Annotated in this window: 19 protein-coding genes; 10 read left to right on the top strand and 9 right to left on the bottom strand. The window is 71.1% G+C overall.

Features of this window, described 5'->3' with window-relative positions; translation table 11 throughout:
* Positions 1 to 55: 55 nt before the first annotated feature.
* The 3 genes from ABZV00_RS22420 (at position 56) to ABZV00_RS22410 (ending at position 2485) form a co-directional block, all read left to right on the top strand.
* Positions 56 to 808, top strand: a complete 753-nt coding sequence (locus ABZV00_RS22420) for a lysophospholipid acyltransferase family protein (protein ID WP_355609277.1) — start codon at positions 56 to 58, stop codon at positions 806 to 808.
* Between the two features lie 83 nt (positions 809 to 891).
* A complete protein-coding gene (locus ABZV00_RS22415) occupies positions 892 to 1500 on the top strand; it encodes an isochorismatase family protein (RefSeq protein WP_355609274.1) in 609 nt (202 codons plus the stop codon).
* 4 nt (positions 1501 to 1504) lie between these two features.
* A complete protein-coding gene (locus ABZV00_RS22410) occupies positions 1505 to 2485 on the top strand; it encodes a DJ-1/PfpI family protein (protein ID WP_355609271.1) in 981 nt (326 codons plus the stop codon).
* Here ABZV00_RS22410 and ABZV00_RS22405 read toward each other — a convergent pair.
* The 5 genes from ABZV00_RS22405 to ABZV00_RS22385 all read right to left on the bottom strand — a co-directional run bounded on the left by ABZV00_RS22405 (position 2367) and on the right by ABZV00_RS22385 (position 6768).
* Positions 2367 to 3089, bottom strand: a complete 723-nt coding sequence (locus ABZV00_RS22405; protein ID WP_328419645.1) for a hypothetical protein — start codon at positions 3087 to 3089, stop codon at positions 2367 to 2369. The genes ABZV00_RS22410 and ABZV00_RS22405 overlap by 119 nt on opposite strands.
* Positions 3090 to 3161: 72 nt before the next feature.
* On the bottom strand, positions 3162 to 3875 hold the full coding sequence (locus ABZV00_RS22400) for a response regulator transcription factor (protein ID WP_355609268.1): 714 nt from the start codon (positions 3873 to 3875) through the stop codon (positions 3162 to 3164).
* Positions 3848 to 4960: a hypothetical protein gene (locus ABZV00_RS22395; protein ID WP_355609449.1), complete on the bottom strand. Its 1113-nt coding sequence runs from the start codon at positions 4958 to 4960 to the stop codon at positions 3848 to 3850. The genes ABZV00_RS22400 and ABZV00_RS22395 overlap by 28 nt, the downstream gene beginning before the upstream one ends.
* A 115-nt stretch (positions 4961 to 5075) precedes the next feature.
* Entirely contained in the window at positions 5076 to 6254 is a 1179-nt protein-coding gene (locus ABZV00_RS22390) for an ATP-binding protein (protein WP_355609265.1), read from the bottom strand.
* A gap of 118 nt (positions 6255 to 6372) precedes the next feature.
* Positions 6373 to 6768, bottom strand: coding sequence for a VOC family protein (locus ABZV00_RS22385; protein ID WP_355609262.1), 396 nt, complete (start codon positions 6766 to 6768; stop codon positions 6373 to 6375).
* A 154-nt stretch (positions 6769 to 6922) separates the two neighbouring features.
* Here ABZV00_RS22385 and ABZV00_RS22380 point away from each other — a divergent pair, with 154 nt between their 5' ends.
* The 5 genes from ABZV00_RS22380 (at position 6923) to ABZV00_RS22360 (ending at position 12267) form a co-directional block, all read left to right on the top strand.
* A complete protein-coding gene (locus ABZV00_RS22380; protein WP_328419637.1) occupies positions 6923 to 7372 on the top strand; it encodes a helix-turn-helix transcriptional regulator in 450 nt (149 codons plus the stop codon).
* A gap of 5 nt (positions 7373 to 7377) precedes the next feature.
* The gene (locus tag ABZV00_RS22375) at positions 7378 to 7788 is read left to right on the top strand and encodes a VOC family protein (protein ID WP_328419636.1); all 411 of its coding nucleotides are present in this window, start codon (positions 7378 to 7380) and stop codon (positions 7786 to 7788) included.
* 112 nt (positions 7789 to 7900) lie between these two features.
* Entirely contained in the window at positions 7901 to 10294 is a 2394-nt protein-coding gene (locus ABZV00_RS22370) for an excinuclease ABC subunit UvrA (protein WP_355609258.1), read from the top strand.
* A 48-nt stretch (positions 10295 to 10342) separates the two neighbouring features.
* The gene (locus ABZV00_RS22365; protein ID WP_355609256.1) at positions 10343 to 11326 is read left to right on the top strand and encodes a hypothetical protein; all 984 of its coding nucleotides are present in this window, start codon (positions 10343 to 10345) and stop codon (positions 11324 to 11326) included.
* A gap of 98 nt (positions 11327 to 11424) precedes the next feature.
* The gene (locus tag ABZV00_RS22360; RefSeq protein ID WP_355609254.1) at positions 11425 to 12267 is read left to right on the top strand and encodes an MBL fold metallo-hydrolase; all 843 of its coding nucleotides are present in this window, start codon (positions 11425 to 11427) and stop codon (positions 12265 to 12267) included.
* 10 nt (positions 12268 to 12277) lie between these two features.
* Here the strand turns inward: ABZV00_RS22360 and ABZV00_RS22355 are convergent, their stop codons facing one another.
* On the bottom strand, positions 12278 to 13126 hold the full coding sequence (locus tag ABZV00_RS22355) for a septum formation family protein (protein WP_355609251.1): 849 nt from the start codon (positions 13124 to 13126) through the stop codon (positions 12278 to 12280).
* A gap of 155 nt (positions 13127 to 13281) precedes the next feature.
* Positions 13282 to 13506, bottom strand: coding sequence for a winged helix-turn-helix domain-containing protein (locus ABZV00_RS22350; RefSeq protein WP_355609249.1), 225 nt, complete (start codon positions 13504 to 13506; stop codon positions 13282 to 13284).
* Positions 13507 to 13900: 394 nt separating this feature from the next.
* Between ABZV00_RS22350 and ABZV00_RS22345 the strand changes: the two genes are divergently transcribed.
* The gene (locus ABZV00_RS22345) at positions 13901 to 14200 is read left to right on the top strand and encodes a hypothetical protein (RefSeq protein ID WP_355609246.1); all 300 of its coding nucleotides are present in this window, start codon (positions 13901 to 13903) and stop codon (positions 14198 to 14200) included.
* The gene (locus tag ABZV00_RS22340) at positions 14184 to 14618 is read left to right on the top strand and encodes a VOC family protein (protein WP_355609243.1); all 435 of its coding nucleotides are present in this window, start codon (positions 14184 to 14186) and stop codon (positions 14616 to 14618) included. The genes ABZV00_RS22345 and ABZV00_RS22340 overlap by 17 nt, the downstream gene beginning before the upstream one ends.
* A gap of 113 nt (positions 14619 to 14731) precedes the next feature.
* On the opposite strand, the gene ABZV00_RS22335 is transcribed toward ABZV00_RS22340, so the two are convergent.
* Both ABZV00_RS22335 and ABZV00_RS22330 read right to left on the bottom strand, forming a co-directional pair.
* A complete protein-coding gene (locus ABZV00_RS22335; RefSeq protein ID WP_355609241.1) occupies positions 14732 to 15172 on the bottom strand; it encodes a DUF3592 domain-containing protein in 441 nt (146 codons plus the stop codon).
* A 283-nt stretch (positions 15173 to 15455) separates the two neighbouring features.
* Positions 15456 to 15935, bottom strand: a complete 480-nt coding sequence (locus ABZV00_RS22330) for a GNAT family N-acetyltransferase (RefSeq protein WP_355609238.1) — start codon at positions 15933 to 15935, stop codon at positions 15456 to 15458.
* Positions 15936 to 16241 lie beyond the last annotated feature (306 nt).

Genomic DNA, 16241 nt, shown 5'->3' with positions numbered 1-16241 from the left:
TCGCCGCCCGGTCTCCACCCAGGCGACCCACAGACGGGCAGGGTAGATTCTGCGAATGCCGGAGCTCGTGTACCCGCCCGTTATCGCCGCCGCCAAGACGATGTTCCGGGTCCTCGACCTGAAGATCACGATCGAGGGCGCCCATCACGTACCCCGCACCGGCGGGGCAGTGCTGGCCAGCAACCACGTCAGCTACCTCGACTTCATCTTCGCCGGCCTGGGTGCACACGCGTCGCACCGGCTGGTCCGGTTCATGGCCAAGCAGTCCGTCTTCGGGCACCGGATCGGCGGTTTTTTGATGCGCGGGATGAAGCACATCCCGGTGGACCGGCAGGCTGGCGCGGCCTCGTTCCGCACGGCCGTGGACGCGCTCAAGCGCGGCGAGGTGGTGGGCGTCTTCCCCGAGGCGACGATCAGCCGGTCGTTCACCGTCAAGGAGCTCAAGAGCGGCACGGTCCGGATGGCCCGCTCGGCGAAGGTGCCGGTGCTGCCGGTCGCGGTGTGGGGCACCCAGCGGCTCTGGACGAAGGGTCGCCCACGCACCCTCACCCGCCGGCACACCCCGATCACCATCCTGATCGGCGAGCCGATCGACCCGGCGGACTATACGGACGTGAACGTGCTGTCCGCCGAGCTGACCACCAGGCTCAGCGCGCTCGTCGACCGGGCGCAGCGGGAGTACCCGGACTCGCCGGCCGGCCCGGACGACACCTGGTGGCAGCCGGCACACCTGGGCGGCAGCGCACCGACACTGGAGGAGGCCGCCGCCCTGGACGCCGCTGGTGAGCACCGCGCCCCCACCGTGTGACCTGGCGACGGTGACCGGATCGTTCCGCAACCGGGCATGATGGTGTCTGCCATCGCGGCCGCCATCTGGCCAGGATCAGAGACATGAGCAGAGCAGCACTCGTCGTTGTCGACGTCCAGGAGTCCTTCCGCCAGCGCCCGATCTGGGCGTGCGGCTCCAACCCCGACCTGGTCCGGCAGGTCGACCGGCTGGTCGCCGCCGCCCGCCAGCGCGGCGACCTGGTGGTCTGGGTCCTGCACTCCGAGCCCGGCACGGGCGGGGTGTTCGACCCGGCCCTCGGGCACGTGCGGCTGATCGACGGTCTGGTCCCTGCCGAGGGTGAACCGACGCTGGTCAAGACCGCGCACAACGCGTTCAGCACCACCAACCTCCAGCAACTGCTCACCCTGGCCGGCATCCACGACCTCACCGTCTGCGGCATCCGGACCGAGCAGTGCGTCGAGACCACCACCCGGGTCGGCGCGGACCTCGGCTACCGGATGACGTTCGTCACCGACGCCACGCTGACCTTCCCCACCCCGCACCGGGACCTGCCGGAGACCGCCACCGTCGAGGAGATCCTCGCCGACCCGCGCACCCTCTCGGCCGAGGAGATGGTCACCCGCACCGAGTACGCGCTGGCCGGCCGCTTCGCGACCATCCGCACGGTGGACGAGTTGACGGGTGCGACCCTGACCGGCGTCCGGGGCTGACCAGGTGACCCGGGTCGTCTTCCTGCTGGTCCCGCAGCTGCACCTGCTGGACCTCGCCGGGCCGGCCCAGGTCTTCTCCAGCGCCGCCGACCTCGGGTACGACTACCGGCTGCACTACGTCGCCGAGCGGGAGCAGGTGCCCAGCGTGCAGGGCGTACCGCTGGTCGCCGAGACCCGATGGCCCGAGCTGACCCCGGACGACCTGGTGCTGGTACCCGGTTGGCGACCGTCGGCGCACGGCCCGCAGGGACCGGTGTCGGCGACCGACCTGCGGCGGCTCGCCGAGCACCACGCGGCCGGCGGCACGGTGGCCAGCGTCTGCGCCGGTGCGTACGCCCTCGGTCGGGCCGGGTTGCTCGACGGCCGGCGCTGCACCACCCACCACGAGGTGCAGGACGACCTGGCCCGCCGGTACCCGGCGGCCCGGGTGGCCCGCGACGTGCTGTACGTGGTCGACGACCGGGTGGTCACCTCGGCCGGCATCGCCAGCGGCATCGACGTGGCGCTGCACCTGGTGGCCACCCGGCACGGCCCGGCGACCGCCGCCCGGATCGCCCGCACGCTGGTCGTCTACGCCCGGCGCAACGGGCACGAGCCGCAGGCCAGCGCGATGATGCGGCATCGCTCGCACCTGTCCGACGCGGTGCACCGGGTGCAGGACCTGATCGACGGCCGGTACGCCGAGCCGCTGCCGCTCGCCGACCTGGCCGCTGCCGGCGGCGTGGCGGAACGGACGCTGACCCGGCTGTTCCGCGCGACCACCGGGCTCACCCCGCTCGGCTACCAGCAGTTGCTACGGGTGGAACGCGCCGAGCACCTGATCGGGCACGGCGCGACGGTGGAGGCCGCCGCGCGGACGGTCGGCTTCACCGACGCCCGGATGCTGCGCCGCCTGCGAGCCCGCTCCACGAGGTCGGCTCCGGCACCGAACGGTAGTAGTCGTCCCGGGACCGGAACTCCACTGGCAGCGAGCCCGGCAGGGTGACCCGGGTGTTTCCGGCGAGCCACCCGGAACCGGCCCGCAGCAGCAGCACGTCCCGCTCCTGCGCGGAGAGGTCGACCAGTTGCGGGTGGATGAGCCGGAACGTGGCCACCGCCCGACGGACCTGCCGGGCCAGCGCGATGACCTCTACGGTCGACCCGCCGAGGGCCAGCGCCGGCTGCTGAATGGTGCGCAGCGCGTCGCAGACGATCAGCAGCTGCGCCACGCCGTCCGGGTCGGCCGGGGGCAGCTCCAACCGGGACGGCCACTGCCAGCGGATCTGACCGCTCATCAGGCCGGTCAGCCGACCCGCCGGCCGAAGGCCGGACGTGTCGTCGGCGACCAGGGAAAACTGCGAGCCGCTGCTCACCCAGCACATCCGCTGGTCGGTGACGGTCACCGACACCGGCCCGGGCAGCCGCCAGCCACGCTGCGACTCCGTCGGCCCGAGCAGGTAACCCGCGACCAGCAGCCGGTACCGGCCGAGCACCCGCTCGCCGGGCACCGGGCGCAGGTCGTAGCGGCGATCCAGGGTCGGCCTGACATCGTCGTCCGGCGCATCGAACCGGTGGGGGCCGATGAAGAACGGGGACGCGTCGGCGTGCATCGTCACGACCTCCCGGTCAGCTGGCTGTGGTGTGAAGCCTGGTGGATCAGCGAGCCGCTGTCATGACGCCCGTTAGGGGGTCGGCCGGTCGTGCGTCGCCTGTGACCGGTAGATGCCGATCTCCTCCGGGCGGACTAGGCCGTCCTCGATCGCCCGGGCGAGCAGCGCCGCCTTTGTGGCGGCCGGCCGCCCCGCCCGGGTGTACTTGATCCGCGCACGGTCGACATACTGCTTGACCGTGTGCTCGCTGATCCGCATCCGGCGAGCCACCGACGCCTTGGACATCGACTGGAACCAGAGCAGCAGCGCTTCGCGCTCCTTGTCGGACAGCATCGGCCGGTCCGGTCGCGGGTCGCCGACCATCGCGCCGGCCAGCGCCGGCGGCACGTACGCGCGGTCGCTCGCCGCAGCCAGCACGGTCGCCACACAGTGCTCCCGGCCCTCGTGCTTGGCCAGGAACGCCACCGCCCCGGCGTCCAACGCGGCGAGCATCGTCTCCGGGTCGGTGTGCTCCGAGTAGACCACCACCCGCCGCCCGGTGGCGCTCAGCTCGGCCAGCTTGTCCAGCACCATCCGACCGTGCAGGCGGAGGTCGAGCAGGACCACGTCGGCGTCCGGCGCCGCCCGCAGCACCTCGTCCGGGTCGTCCCCGGTGGCCAGCACGGTCAGCCTCGGCTCGGTGGCGAGCCAGGCGCGCACCCCGTCGACCACCACCGGGTGGTCGTCGACGATCGCCACCCCGACCGGCCGGTCGCCGGTCACTTCCGCCACCGGGTCTGCGCCCATCTGATGTCCCCGTCCCGCTCGTAGAGGTGCTGTACCGGCCCGTCGTCGTGCTCCCCGAGCGGCGGGCCGGCCGCCACAGGCCCCTCCCGGTCCGGCGTGACCAGGCTGATCACCACCTCGTCAGGACCGGAAACCACGGTCAGTCGGGCCCAGCCCCGCGCGTCGGCGAGGACGCCGGTGAGCGGGTCGGCCAGCCGGCGGCGGATCTCCACCGGCAGCGGCGGCGGACTGCCGATGGTGACCAGATCGATCGGCAGTCCGTTACGTTCGGCCAGGTCGGCGGCGGCCCGCAGCTCGTGCAGCAGCGGATCGGGCACGTCGTCGGATTCGGCGATGAGGCGGCGCAGCCGGGCCGCGGCCAGCATGCAGCGGCGCTGCACCTCCGGGTCGTCCGGATCGGCCTGCCCGGCGGCCAGGTCCCCGAGCACCCGCCCGGCCGCCGCGCCGACCAGGGCGAGGCGGTCGCGGCGTTCCCGAAGGGCCCGCTCGGCGGCGTCCCGCTCCGCGGCCATCGCGTGACCGGCGGCTGCGGTGGCTGCCCGGTCCCGGGCCAGGCCGACGATCGCCGCGCTGCCCATGAACACCGCCACCGGCAGCGAGAAGGTGCCGTAGACGTACATCACGTAGCGGGCCAGGTCGGCCGTGTCAGGGCCGTGCCAGAGCACGGCGGCCAACGCGATCAACGCGTGCGTGGCGAGCAGCGCGAGCAGCCCGGTGACCCGCCGGCCCCACATCGCCAGCAGGAAGAACCAGCCGAGCGTGCTCCACACCCAGTTGCCGGCGGTGAACAGCTGCCGTTCGCCGGCTGCGGCGAAGACCGCCACGTCGACGGCGACCAGCAGCGCGGCGAGTGGCCATGGCGGCAGCTGCGCGCCGCGCAGCAGCCGTACCCCGGCCACCGCGCCGGCCACGGCGACCAGCGCCCAGCCGCCGAGCACCACCGCTGGCGCGGCGAACTCCGTGCGGGCGCCCAGCACCGCCGGCAGCCCGATGGCGGCATGCCAGGCCAGCGCGATGGCGACGGCGGCGATCCGGGCACCCCGGTCGGAGGCGTGTGCCACTGCCGCCGGCGCGGCGAGCACCATCGTCGGAGCCGGGTTTCTGGGCCCCGGAACGCTGGTCAGGCCGGGCTGGAGCGCCGGCCCCGGGGCGCGGAGGGTTGCCTCCGGTGCTCCGGGGCGCTCCGCCGGGGCACCGAGGTCAGCCGACACCGGGCCACTCCAGCCGGATCACGGTGCCCGCGCCGGGCGCCGAGCGCACCTCGGCCCGCCCACCGATCGCCGCCATCCGGCCACGGACCGACTCGCGCAGCCCGTACCGGTGCGGTGGGACGCTGGCCGGGTCGAAGCCGGGGCCGTCGTCGGCCACCTCGACCACGATGGCGACCGCGTCCCGGGTCAACCGCAGCGTTGCCCGTGCGCCCGGCGCGTGCCGGACCACGTTGGACAGCGCGGCGTAGGCGCTGTCGGTGATCGCGTCGGCCACGCTGGCGGGCACCGCGCACGACGCCAGCTCCAGGCTCACCCGCAGCTCCGGCAGCCGGTCGGGCACCGTCCGCAGCCGCCCGTCCAGCGGCACCGGACCGTCGCCCGGCACCGGGCCGCCGTCGGTCAGCGCGACGAGGGCACGCAGGTCAGCGGCGCACCGTTCGCTGAACATGGCCGACCGCCCGGGCACCGCGCCGAGCCCCACCATGGTCAGCGTGCCGAGCACCGTGTCGTGCAGGTCGCGGTTCTGCCGGCGTTCGGCCTCCCGGGCGGCCCGGGCGACCAACGCGTCCCGGGTCAGCCGCTGGTGCTCGGCGAACGCCTGGTCCGCCCGCCCGATCCGGCGGCGCATCACGGCCGTCATCATCGCCGTGCAGGCGGTCTGCACCAGCAGGGTGGCCGCGTGCGCCCGGGCCTCGGTGGGATTGCCGGCCCCCTGCGCCCCGGCCGCGTACGCGGCGGTGACCAGCAGCCCGGCCGGGATGGACCAGCGTGCCGGGGCGGTGGCCTGCGTGTTGATCACTGTGGTGCTGGCCAGCACCGCGATCCAGCTGCCCTCGCCGGGCAGCACCCCGGGCGCCACCAGGCGGGGGATGAGCAGGCAGGCCACCGCGGTGACCGCGACGTCACCGGCGACCAGGGCCGGGGAAATCCCGTGGCGCAGGGCGCGGGCGGCGTACCAGACGGACCAGCCGGTCAGTGCGGCCACGCCGGGCAGCAGCAGGGCCGGCTCGACCGGCGGGGTACGCACCGACAGCGCCACCACCGCGCCGACCAGCCCGCAGGTCAGCCGCAGCAGTGCCGGCAACGTGGTGAAGATGAGGCCGAACGCGCCGCCGGCCGGATTGTCCAGCGCGGGCGGCGGCGCGGTCGGAGTGGCAACGGCCGGCATCGGGAGGTGTCCTTCCGACAACGACCCGGTCCGGGTCCGCGCGGCAGAGATCGACATCGGAGAATAACATGACCGGTGACAGTCGATCACCCCCCATGCGCGGAGTGTCGTCGACGCGTCACCCTGTGCTGCGAGGCTGGAGCAGGTCCCACCGGTTGCCGTACAGGTCGGCGAAGACCGCGACCGAGCCGTACGCCTCGTGCCGCGGCTCCTCCAGGAACCGCACCCCGGCCGCGACCATCCGGGCATGGTCCCGGGCGAAGTCCTCGGTGTACAGGAACAGGCCGACCCGGCCGCCGGTCTGGTCGCCGATCCGGGCCTGCTGCTCCGCACTGCTCGGCCGGGCCAGCAGCAGCGCCGTCTCCCGGGCGCCCGGCGGGCGGACCACCACCCAGCGGGAGCCGCCCGGGCGGGCGGTGTCCTCCACCAACTCGAAGCCGAGGCCGCCGACGTAGAAGTCGATCGCCTCGTCGTACTCCCGTACCAGCAGCGCGACCAGTCCCAGATGTGCCATCCGGTCATCATGCCGGCGGTCGCGCCGGCCCCGGCCGGCAGTGTCCTCCCGCTCGGCGGGGTCGCGCAGCCGGTCAGCCTCGCGAAGCCGATCCTGATCGACCGGACGCGTCACGCTCGACCGTTGGCCCCTGCTTTGTGGCACGATTTCGCAGGTGACCAGCAAACCCGACGCGGCGCAGCGCCTGAGCGACCTGGCGCGGCTGCGCCGCGTCCGCGACCGGATCGACCGGGAGTACGCACAGCCGCTGGACGTCGAGGCGCTCGCCCGTGGCGCGCACATGTCCGCCGGGCACCTCAGCCGCGAGTTCCGGCTCGCCTACGGCGAGTCGCCGTACAGCTATCTCATGACGCGGCGCATCGAGCGGGCGATGGCCATGCTGCGCCGTGGCGACCTCAGCGTCACCGAAGTCTGTTTCGCGGTCGGCTGCTCGTCACTGGGCACCTTCAGCACCCGCTTCACTGAGCTGGTCGGTGTGCCGCCCAGCACCTACCGGCGTGAGGCGGCGGCCGCGACGGCGGGGATGCCGTCCTGCGTGGCGAAACAGGTGACCAGACCGGTCAGGAATCGAGAAGCGCCGGCTCCCGGGCCGCGCCTAGCGTGACCGTCATGCAGATCACCATTCACTCGAGCTTCCTCCCGCACACCGACCCGGACGCCTCGCTGGCCTTCTACCGCGACACCCTCGGCTTCGAGGTTCGGAACGACGTCGGATACGAGGGGATGCGCTGGATCACCGTCGGCCCCGCCGACCAGCCCGACACGTCCATCGTCCTGCACCCGCCGACCGCCAGCCCCGGCATCACCGACGACGAGCGGCGCACCATCCTTGAGCTGATGGCCAAGGGCAGCTACTTCGGCGTCAACCTGGCCACCGCCGACCTCGACGCCACCTTCGCCAAGCTGGAGGCCAGCGACGCCGAGGTCGTCCAGGAGCCGACCGAGCAGCCGTACGGCGTCCGCGACTGCGCCTTCCGCGACCCCGCGGGCAACATGGTCCGCATCCAGGAACTGCGCTAGACCGACCGTCCGGCAGGAGCGGGTGACCGGTCGGTCCGACGCCCCAACCGGCTGAGCCAGCGGACGCCGACGGAGACCGTGACGGCGGTCCCGCCCAACAGATGGAGACACGATGAGCAAGGCCACGGGGAAGGCCACGCAGTCGCCTGAGCTGCACGCTGCCGACCGCCACGATCTGATCCGCGTGCAGGGCGCCCGCGTGAACAACCTCAAGGACGTCAGCGTCGAGCTGCCGAAGCGCCGGTTGACGGTGTTCACCGGCGTCTCCGGCTCCGGCAAGAGCTCGCTGGTGTTCGGCACGATCGCCGCGGAGTCACAGCGGATGATCAACGAGACGTACAGCGCCTTCGTGCAGGGCTTCATGCCGACGCTGGCGCGGCCCGAGGTCGACGTGCTCGACGGGCTGACGACCGCGATCATCGTCGACCAGCAGCGGATGGGTGGCGACGCCCGCTCCACGGTCGGCACCGCCACCGACGCCAACGCGATGCTGCGCATCCTCTTCAGCCGACTCGGGCAGCCGCACGTCGGCTCGCCCCAGGCCTTCTCCTTCAACGTCGCCTCGATCAGTGGTGCGGGTGCGGTCACCCTGGAGCGAGCCGGGAAGACCGTCAAGGAACGTCGCGAATTCAGCATCACCGGCGGCATGTGTCCGCGCTGCGAGGGCCGGGGCAACGTCTCCGACATCGACCTCACCCAGCTCTACGACGACTCGAAGTCGATCGCCGAGGGCGCGTTCACCATCCCCGGCTGGAAGTCGGACAGCTTCTGGACGGTGCGGACCTACGCCGAGTCGGGCCTCCTCGACCCGAACAAGCCGATCCGCACGTTCACCAAGAAGGAGATGCACGACTTCCTGTACCGGGAGCCGACCAAGGTGAAGGTCGAGGGCGTGAACCTCACCTACGAGGGTCTGATCCCGAAGATCCAGAAGTCGTTCCTGTCCAAGGACGTCGACACGCTGCAGCCGCACATCCGCGCCTTCGTGGAGCGGGCGGTGACGTTTACCGCCTGCCCCGAGTGCGGTGGCACCCGGCTCAGCGAGGTGGCTCGGTCGTCGAAGATCGACGGGGTCAACATCGCCGACGCGTGCGCCATGCAGATCAGCGACCTCGCCAAGTGGGTACGCGGTCTGGACAAGCCATCCGTCGCACCGCTGCTGGCGAAGCTGCAACACACGCTCGACTCGTTCGTGGAGATCGGGCTGGGCTATCTCAGCCTCGACCGGTCGTCCGGGACCCTGTCGGGCGGCGAGGCCCAGCGGACCAAGATGATCCGCCACCTCGGGTCGTCGCTCACCGACGTCACCTACGTGTTCGACGAGCCGACGATCGGGCTGCACCCGCACGACATCCAGCGGATGAACGACCTGCTGCTGCGGTTGCGGGACAAGGGCAACACCGTGCTGGTCGTGGAGCACAAGCCGGAGGCGATCGCGATCGCCGACCACGTCGTCGACCTCGGCCCGGGCGCCGGCACCGAGGGCGGTGAGGTGGTGTTCGAGGGCACCGTCGAGGGGCTGCGGACCAGTGGCACCCGCACCGGGCAGCACCTGGACGACCGCGCCTCCCTGAAGTCGTCGATGCGGACGCCGTCGGGGGCACTGGAGGTACGCGGCGCCAGCACCCACAACCTGCAGGACGTCGACGTCGACATCCCGCTCGGCGTCCTGGTCGTCCTCACCGGGGTGGCGGGCTCGGGCAAGAGTTCGCTGATCCACGGCTCGGTGTCGGGCCGGGACGGCGTGGTGTCGGTCGACCAGGCGGCGATCAAGGGCTCGCGGCGCAGCAACCCGGCGACGTACACCGGGCTGTTGGACCCGATCCGCAAGGCGTTCGCGAAGGCCAACGGTGTGAAGCCCGCGCTGTTCAGCGCCAACTCCGAGGGGGCCTGCCCCGCCTGCAACGGTGCCGGCGTCATCTACACCGATCTGGGGATCATGGCCGGCGTCGCCACCCTCTGCGAGGAGTGCGAGGGAAAGCGGTTCCAGGCATCGGTGCTGGAGTACCACCTCGGCGGCCGTGACATCAGCGAGGTGCTGGCGATGTCGGTGACCGAGGCCGAGAAGTTCTTCGGCTCCGGCGACGCACACACGCCGGCCGCGCACGCCATCCTCGACCGGCTCGCCGACGTCGGGCTCGGCTACCTCAGCCTCGGCCAGCCGCTCACCACGCTGTCCGGCGGCGAGCGGCAGCGGCTCAAGCTGGCCACTCGGATGGCCGAGAAGGGCGGCGTCTACATCCTCGACGAGCCGACCACCGGTCTGCACCTCGCCGACGTCGAGCAGTTGCTCGGCCTGCTGGACCGGCTCGTCGACTCCGGCAAGTCGGTCATCGTCGTCGAGCACCACCAGGCGGTCATGGCGCACGCCGACTGGATCATCGACCTTGGCCCCGGCGCTGGACACGACGGCGGCCGGGTCGTCTTCGAGGGCACACCCGCCGACCTCGTCGCCGCCCGCTCCACTCTCACCGGCGAGCACCTCGCGGCCTACGTCGGCACCTGAGGGAACCGGGGGCGGTGACCGCCCGTCCCATCGCCTGGTGGAGAGGTGGTGAGCCGGGTGCGATCGGGCGGGACGGTACTGGCGGTGGCGCTGCTCGCCGTGGCGCTGGTCGGCTGTGCGGGCCGGAGCGCCGGGCCGGGGGTGGTGGAGGATCCCGGCCCGGCCCGGATCGTCGAGAAGTGGACCTCGTGCGCCGAGGCGGCCCCGCAGTCCGGTGAGCTGCCGGCGCCGGGCGGCGACGACCCGGCGATCGGGCGGATCGACCCGGCGTTCACCCCGGTCACCGCCGTGCTGTGCGGCCGGGAGGTCCGGCCACGCCCCGGCGGCGGTCGGGAGCAGGTGGCCACCGAACGGCGGGCCGAGGAGATCGGTCCGCTGATCGCCGCCCTGCGCCTCCCCGACCAGCAGGCGGACGGGGAGATCGCCTGCACCCTCGACATGGTCATCCCGCCATGGCTGGCACTACTGGACGAACGGGGCCGCTGGCTGCGGCCGTACCTGCCGGTGAACGAATGCCGCAAGCCTCGTCCCGAGGTACTGGCGGCCCTGGACGCGCTGCGACTGACCACGGTGGACACCCGTACCGTCGGGGAGGTCGAATCCGCGGCGGCGGAGGCCGCCGGCTGCGAGCAGCGGTGGGCGGACATGGTGTGGGTGGAGACGACGATCGGACGGCCCGGGCCGCCCGCACCGGCGGTCCCGGACGCGGAGCCGCTGCGCTTCTGCGTCTACCAGGTGCCCGCGTCGCAGCAGGGTGGCGGCAAACCGGCCGGTGACTTCGCGTACGGCGGGCCGCTACCGCCGGACCGGCAGGCCGCCGTGCTCGGCAAACTGGCAGCCGCTCGGCCGGCGACCGAGTGCGCCACCCCGGCGTCCGGCTTCGCCGTGCTGCGCCCGCTCGACGGCACCGGCGGACCCGATCGGTACGTGGAACTCGACGGCTGCCTGCGCTTCCTGGTCGTGGCACCGACCGGTGGGTCGCAGCTCGGGCAGGGCGACGCCGCGCTGGCCGAGCTGCTGGAGCGCCGCTGAGCCACCCCCGGTTCGCTCTTTCCGCGATCCCGCCCAGAGCGCCGTGGTGGTCTGCTGCACTGGGTGTCGGGGAGCGCGCCGGGCGGTGAGGAGCAACCATGGGACGGTTGACCTGGTCAACCCATGTCGCCCCGGCCAAGCCGGTCGTGTCGACGAACCTGCCGCCGGGCGAGAGCCGCGAGCTGTGGTCGCCCACCAGCTCGACGCTGATCTACGGCGATCGCGACGCCGTCCTGGTCGACGCGTTACTGACCGTCGACGAGGGCCGGGCCCTGGCCGACTGGGTAGCGGCGAACGGCAGGAACCTCACGACGATCTACATCACGCACGGCCACGGCGACCACTTCTTCGGCGCGGCAGCCGTGCTGGAGCGCTTTCCTCAGGCGCGGATGGTGGCACCTCGCGGCGTGGTGGAGAAGATGCGCGTTCAGCTCGGGGAGCAGTGGCTCGACGGTGTCTGGCGCAAGGGTTTCCCCGACCAGCTCGCCGAGCATCCACCGATGGCGGAGCCGTTGGCCGGTAACACGATCGATCTTGAGGGCGAGCAGTTGGTCGCCGTCGAGGCGGGCCACACCGACACCGACAGGACGACCGTGCTGCACGTACCGTCGCTCGGTCTCGTCGTCGCAGGCGACGTGGTCTACAACGACGTCCACCTGTACCTCGCCGAGGCGGGCAACGACGGCATTCAGAGCTGGTACGCGGCCCTCAAGATGGTCAACTCGTTGCGGCCGTGTGTGGTGATCGCCGGGCACAAACGTGACGGCGCGGACGACGATTTGACCAACGTCGAGGAGACCCGCCGCTACCTGGAGGAGGTCGAGGCCGCCGCGCAGCGTACGGGAACTGCCGAGGAACTGTACGCGGCGATCATCGAGCGCTACCCGGACCGGATCAACCGTGCCGTGGCCTGGAAATCCGCCCAGGCGCTCAAGAGCTGACGAACCCGGCTCAGTTGACCGGCAACACCGCCGGGCCGCCGCCGGCGATGGACCGGGTGAGCTTGGGACCACCGGACCAGAAGTAGCAGCGCACCCCCCGGTCGCCGCGCGCCCACAGCTCCGGCGAGGGGAAGCGGTACGAGGTGCCGGTGCGGTAGCGCAGCTTGGCGTCGACGGGCACCTTGGCGTAGCGGGCGACCGCGGTGCGGCAGGCGGAATGCACCGAGTCCTCGTCCCGGCCGGCGTCCTCGTAGGAGCGGTCCGGGGCGGTCCAGATGCCGACGAACTCGTACTGGTGCGCGGTGGTGCAGCCGGCCGGGCGAAGTCGACCCCACTCATCCTCGTTCATGCAGCCGTACGTCAGCGGCGAGCGGCTACCCACCGCGTTGCGCAGCGTGGCGGCGCGGTGGATCGCCCGTTCGCCGTCGCCGTTGGCGCCGTCCACCTCGTCCAGCTCGAAGATGTCGCACCGGTACCAACGGCTGCCGCCCGTCCAACCGGCCGGTGAGGTGGGCGCGACCTGCACCGACAGTCGGGCCGTGCGCCAGTCGCCACCGACGAACTCCTTGGCCCGGGTGTCACAGTCGGTGAAGACGGCGCGCATGGCCGCCGACTCCACCTTGGGCGGGGCGGTCCGCGCCGCCAGGGCGCCGGTGAAGGTGCCGACGTGGAACGTCTCCACCAGGTGGGTCTTCGCGCAGTCCACCGGCGCGTAGCTGGCGAGGTACGCGGTCGGTTCGGGGATCACGTGGCACTCGCCGGCCTTCGGGCTGAACTGCTGCGCCTGGGCCATCGGCTTCCAGTCGTCGGACAGGTCACCGTCCGTGCCGGCCGGCGTGCCGCAGCCCGCCAGCGTCATCGTGATGAGCGCAGCCGTGACCGCTGCCCTGGTGTGGCGTCGCAAGTGTTTCTCCCCGTGGCCCCGTGCCGACGCGCGCAGCATATGGCACCGGGGGAAAGATCCGGCACCTGCTTTTCGGGCGGACCGGCGCCATCAGGGCAGCGCGGTTGCCGCTACTTCTGGCCAGCGACGTAGACGCCGCGTCCGGGTTGGCCCACGACCAGGTCGCGGTCGTGCAGGAGCGAGACCGCGCGGTAGGCGGTGGCGACGCTGACCCCGAACTGATCGGCCAGCTCGCTCGTGCTGGGCAGCTTCGTCCCTGGCGCGAGATCGCCACTCTTGATCTTCGCGGTCAACTCGTCGGCGATACGCCGATATTCGGCAGGTGCAGAGGGCATGAGGTCCGGTTCCCTTGGTTCGGCCCTGCCATCTGACCATGGCCCAACCTCCGTCAGCAAGTGATGTAAGAGGATCAAGCACGGTGGGTTTACCTACATCAGATAGTGACGTAGGTTGTGGATGGCTGCTCCCTTGGTTCGGCAAACCGGTGGTCAGCCCCGTCAGGGCGGCGTGGATCCCGTCGCCCTGACGGCTGTCCCTTGGGCTTGACGCAGGAGTGCCTATGAACCGGATCCGTTACGACGACTACCTGCTCGCCACGGCGTTGACGCTCGCTCGGCAGCACCGACCCGTGTGGAGTTGGACGCGTTGGCGGCGGGTCTGCCGCTGCGGTTCGGAGCTGCCCTGCCATATACGGCACCGCGTCCCGATCAGCCGGGGCCACTGGCCGTCGTGAGCGTCCCGGCCACGGGCGACGTCGTGCTCATCGGCGCCGCCGCCAGCGTCCAGTTCGCCGGTGACCGTGCTCTCCGGCTCCGCATCTCCGCGGTGAACCTGGGTCCGACCTACCACGGTTGGATCTGGCTGACCGGCTACGTTCTTGACAAGCGCGGGCAGGCGGTCGACCGGCGTGAGATCTACGTGCAGGAGGCAGGCGTCGAGATCCTCAGCGCCGACGCCATTCCGGCGAGGCACGCCTTGGGTGAAAGTCAGAGGTGCGGGCTACGGTCCCGGCATGGCAGCCAGCATTGACCTGACGCTTGACTCCACGGACGCCCAGGTGCTCGCCGCGTTCTGGAAGACGGCCCTGGGCTATGTCGACGAGCCGCCGCCCGCACCCTTCGCCACGCGGGAGGAGTGGCTCGCGCAGTTCGACCTACCGGAGGACGACCTCCCGGAGCACGCTGCATGGCTGTGCGATCCCGATGGCGTCGGCCCCCGCCTGTCCATCCTCAACGTCCCCGAACCCAAGACGGCGAAGAACCGGCTCCACATCGACATCCGGGTGCCGGGCCACGGCAGCCCCGACGAGCGGTGGGCACGGATCAGGGCAGAGTCGCAGCGCCTGGTGAAGGCAGGCGGGAGAGTCCTGGAGGAAGTCGACGAGCACCACGTGGTGATGGCCGACCCGGAGGGCAACGAGTTCTGCGTGGCCGCAACCTCAGCGTGAGAGGCCGCGGCCCAGGAGGGCCAGCCAACAGGCGACCGCCAGTCGCAGGCTTCGTCATGCTGGTTATCTCGGTTGTTGTAGGCCTTCGAGGGTCGCGTCCGCCGGGGCTGTCGCTATTTCCACTTGTCGTCCTTGAATCGAACGACCAACACCAGTAGCACGGTTCCGATCGCGGCGAAGAACAGTCCACCCGGAATCGTGGTCCAGGACATCAGGAACGACAGCGAGCCGGACGTGTGCCCGTTCTCCGCAACGAACTTCCCCGGGTCGGTCGGGTCCACCCAGACCGCCATCCTCGGTCCGGGAGTCTTGTGGCAGCCGGTTACACCGGCGCAGGGGATCCAGGTGCTGTACTGCCTCGACTCGTACAGGTAGGAGACCTCGATCCGGTCGATACCGCTGCCCCGACCGCCACCCCCGGCCCGGTCGGAGACATACGCGGTCACCGGTACGCCGTCAGACCGCAACCGATCCGCCTCCGAGGACACGTGCCAGCGGTAGGCCAGGGCACCGCCGGCCAGACCCAGGCCCGCCAGCAGGATGATCAGCCCCATTAGCAGCACCTTCCTGCGTGGACGGATGCCACTGGCAGGCGGTGCGAGCGAAACGCGCCGTTGCTTCTTCACCGGCTCACCCTCCCTGGAGGGGCACAAACCTATTGCCCGGCTGAGGATCGGGCCATCCTCGAACTGGTCAGCCCGTGCAGCGTTTCAGTTGCGGGCGTACCTGGGTTGCGATTACAGGGCCCGGCAAAGCGCGATAACCGGCCTGCGCGTGCACCCGCCCACTGGCACTACTCCGCACTCACCTGACGACTATGCCGGGGCCCTGCCCAGGTCACACAGACGAATCTACGCGGCTCCGCAACAGGATTCGCGCCTCAGCAACGCCATCGGTGAGGTCGACCTTGGCGCCTAACCCATGCATGATGCGCAGAGCTCGTGCGTTGCCCGGTTCGATCCAGGCTGCCAGAGCCTGAATACTCAGAGAGCTTGCGATGGAGGCGAGGTGGTTGACTACCGCCGTTCCGATACCGAGGTTCTGCCAACGGTCTTCAATTAGTAGTGCTATCTCGGCCTCGGAATCCGGCAGATGCATCAGACTGGCGAAGCCTATGGCACGCCCACGATCATTGTTCGCCCTGAGCAACACGGTCGAACCTCGTTCCGGATCGGTCAGCCTCCTCCATTCGGCGGGTCGGAGGCCATCGCGCGGGCCGTGATAACGGGCTCGCCGGGCTTCTCGCGAGCAGCGCTTGTGCAGGTCGTTGACGGCTGCCAAGTCGCAAAGACGGGCGGTTTGAACAAGTACCTGCACGTCCCACCGCCTGGCGATTCTCAGTGATCCTTCCGCCGCACATAAACTTGCAGCCAACTTGCCTCCCCCATTGTGGTCACGCATTCGGTGAAGCAGGGGCATCGGCATCGGCGGCCGGTCACTGAAGCTCTCCAGGCTGACCCAGCCTGCACGAATGCTGACACCGGTGCGGCCATCGCTTCACCAATCCGATCAGTTGCGTGCCCACTAGCCTCGGCCCTTCAGTAAGGGCTGGTGGTGGTGACGCTCGGGAACGCGAAAGTGCCTTCTGATCTGGGATGATCTGACTTGTCTAGGGTCAAGATC

Source organism: Micromonospora sp. NPDC005173 (assembly GCF_040608515.1).
Taxonomy (GTDB): Bacteria; Actinomycetota; Actinomycetes; order Mycobacteriales; family Micromonosporaceae; genus Micromonospora.
Note: the sequence above shows the minus strand (reverse complement) of the source record. Positions and strands in the feature narration are given on the sequence as shown.

Bases quoted from the DNA above. Each gene is read 5' to 3' on its own strand.
- ABZV00_RS22420 (WP_355609277.1), top strand. From the start codon at position 56: ATGCCGGAGCTCGTGTACCCGCCCGTTATCGCCGCCGCCAAGACGATG.
- ABZV00_RS22415 (WP_355609274.1), top strand. From the start codon at position 892: ATGAGCAGAGCAGCACTCGTCGTTGTCGACGTCCAGGAGTCCTTCCGC.
- ABZV00_RS22405 (WP_328419645.1), bottom strand. From the start codon at position 3,089: ATGCACGCCGACGCGTCCCCGTTCTTCATCGGCCCCCACCGGTTCGAT.
- ABZV00_RS22400 (WP_355609268.1), bottom strand. From the start codon at position 3,875: ATGGGCGCAGACCCGGTGGCGGAAGTGACCGGCGACCGGCCGGTCGGG.
- ABZV00_RS22395 (WP_355609449.1), bottom strand. From the start codon at position 4,960: ATGGTGCTCGCCGCGCCGGCGGCAGTGGCACACGCCTCCGACCGGGGT.
- ABZV00_RS22390 (WP_355609265.1), bottom strand. From the start codon at position 6,254: ATGCCGGCCGTTGCCACTCCGACCGCGCCGCCGCCCGCGCTGGACAAT.
- ABZV00_RS22385 (WP_355609262.1), bottom strand. From the start codon at position 6,768: ATGGCACATCTGGGACTGGTCGCGCTGCTGGTACGGGAGTACGACGAG.
- ABZV00_RS22375 (WP_328419636.1), top strand. From the start codon at position 7,378: ATGCAGATCACCATTCACTCGAGCTTCCTCCCGCACACCGACCCGGAC.
- ABZV00_RS22370 (WP_355609258.1), top strand. From the start codon at position 7,901: ATGAGCAAGGCCACGGGGAAGGCCACGCAGTCGCCTGAGCTGCACGCT.
- ABZV00_RS22360 (WP_355609254.1), top strand. From the start codon at position 11,425: ATGGGACGGTTGACCTGGTCAACCCATGTCGCCCCGGCCAAGCCGGTC.
- ABZV00_RS22355 (WP_355609251.1), bottom strand. From the start codon at position 13,126: ATGACGCTGGCGGGCTGCGGCACGCCGGCCGGCACGGACGGTGACCTG.
- ABZV00_RS22350 (WP_355609249.1), bottom strand. From the start codon at position 13,506: ATGCCCTCTGCACCTGCCGAATATCGGCGTATCGCCGACGAGTTGACC.
- ABZV00_RS22340 (WP_355609243.1), top strand. From the start codon at position 14,184: ATGGCAGCCAGCATTGACCTGACGCTTGACTCCACGGACGCCCAGGTG.
- ABZV00_RS22335 (WP_355609241.1), bottom strand. From the start codon at position 15,172: ATGGGGCTGATCATCCTGCTGGCGGGCCTGGGTCTGGCCGGCGGTGCC.